We start from the raw sequence: 1,030 nt of genomic DNA on the forward strand, positions 1-1,030 counted from the left end.
CCTTTTCTCGTTAGTTGATCACGACTTTCTTGGCACTTCCATTCGTTGTCGGACTCTGCAGGTTGACAACGTAACCACCCGCGATCATCGGATCGGACTTCATCTCACTACCGGCAGGTACATTGATACGCTGCAGGAGCCTGCCGTCCGTGGCATAGACAGAGGCCTGATAATCATGCGAGGTGTTGTTCGTAATGACTATTCTGTTGGCAACCGTTCCTACCTGTATCTGAGCCAACTCGTCATCGGCTCCTTCCACATACGAGAGACGGAAGCGGGCACCCGTGTCGCCGCGCTTGGCCTCGAACGAATAAGAGCTGCCGTTGACAACGCGCTGTTTCATGTCGGTGTGCAGGTCGTGGATGAAGACTGCCCCTTCGGCATAATCATCGGACAGGGCAAATTCCAAAACATAGCGGCCTTCCTTCTCGGCATCGAAGCCGACCAGCAAGCCGTTGATCTCGGGCACGGCCGCCACCTGGAACTTGTCGTCGCCCATCGGACCCATGGCGTAGAGCTGCGAGATACCCGGCTCCTTCAGCTTGCGTCCGTCCCAACCGTTGTCGAAACCGAACGACATATCGGCATGTGAGAATATCCAGAGCCTGTCGGCAGACTCATTGCCCAGCACATCCATCACCAAGAATGGCAGACTCGCCTCGTCGTTGCCGTTTGCACGCCAGACGATCTGCGTTCCGTTGCCGTTATCGACAGAGGTGTTCTTGATCAGCTTATCGTAGGTGATACCCAAATTTGCCGTCGAGACGCTCTCCACACGCAACAAAAAAGTGTGCATAGAAGGAATACGGTCGGGAAAATTATTTTGTCCTGCCATATTCTGTGGCACTGCCAGATACTGGCCGGCGCGATAGCCGGAGACGGTGCTGCCATTGAGTTTACGCCATTGGTCACGAGTCCCTGTATTGAACAGATAAACCGTTTGTTGTACTCCCGCGGGGAAAGTAATCGCATTCTTGATGTCGATGGCTGCCGTGTAGGAATTACCCACCAAGTTGGATCCGGAATAGTT

1 pseudogene is annotated in these 1,030 nt (G+C 53.9%); it reads right to left on the reverse strand.

Going from position 1 to position 1,030, the window contains the following annotated elements:
* Nucleotides 1-10 precede the first annotated feature (10 nt).
* Nucleotides 11-1,030: pseudogene (locus tag C7382_RS10145) on the reverse strand (minor fimbrial subunit Mfa5); the annotation flags it as partial.

The organism is Porphyromonas loveana (genome assembly GCF_003096695.1).
GTDB lineage: Bacteria > Bacteroidota > Bacteroidia > Bacteroidales > Porphyromonadaceae > Porphyromonas > Porphyromonas loveana.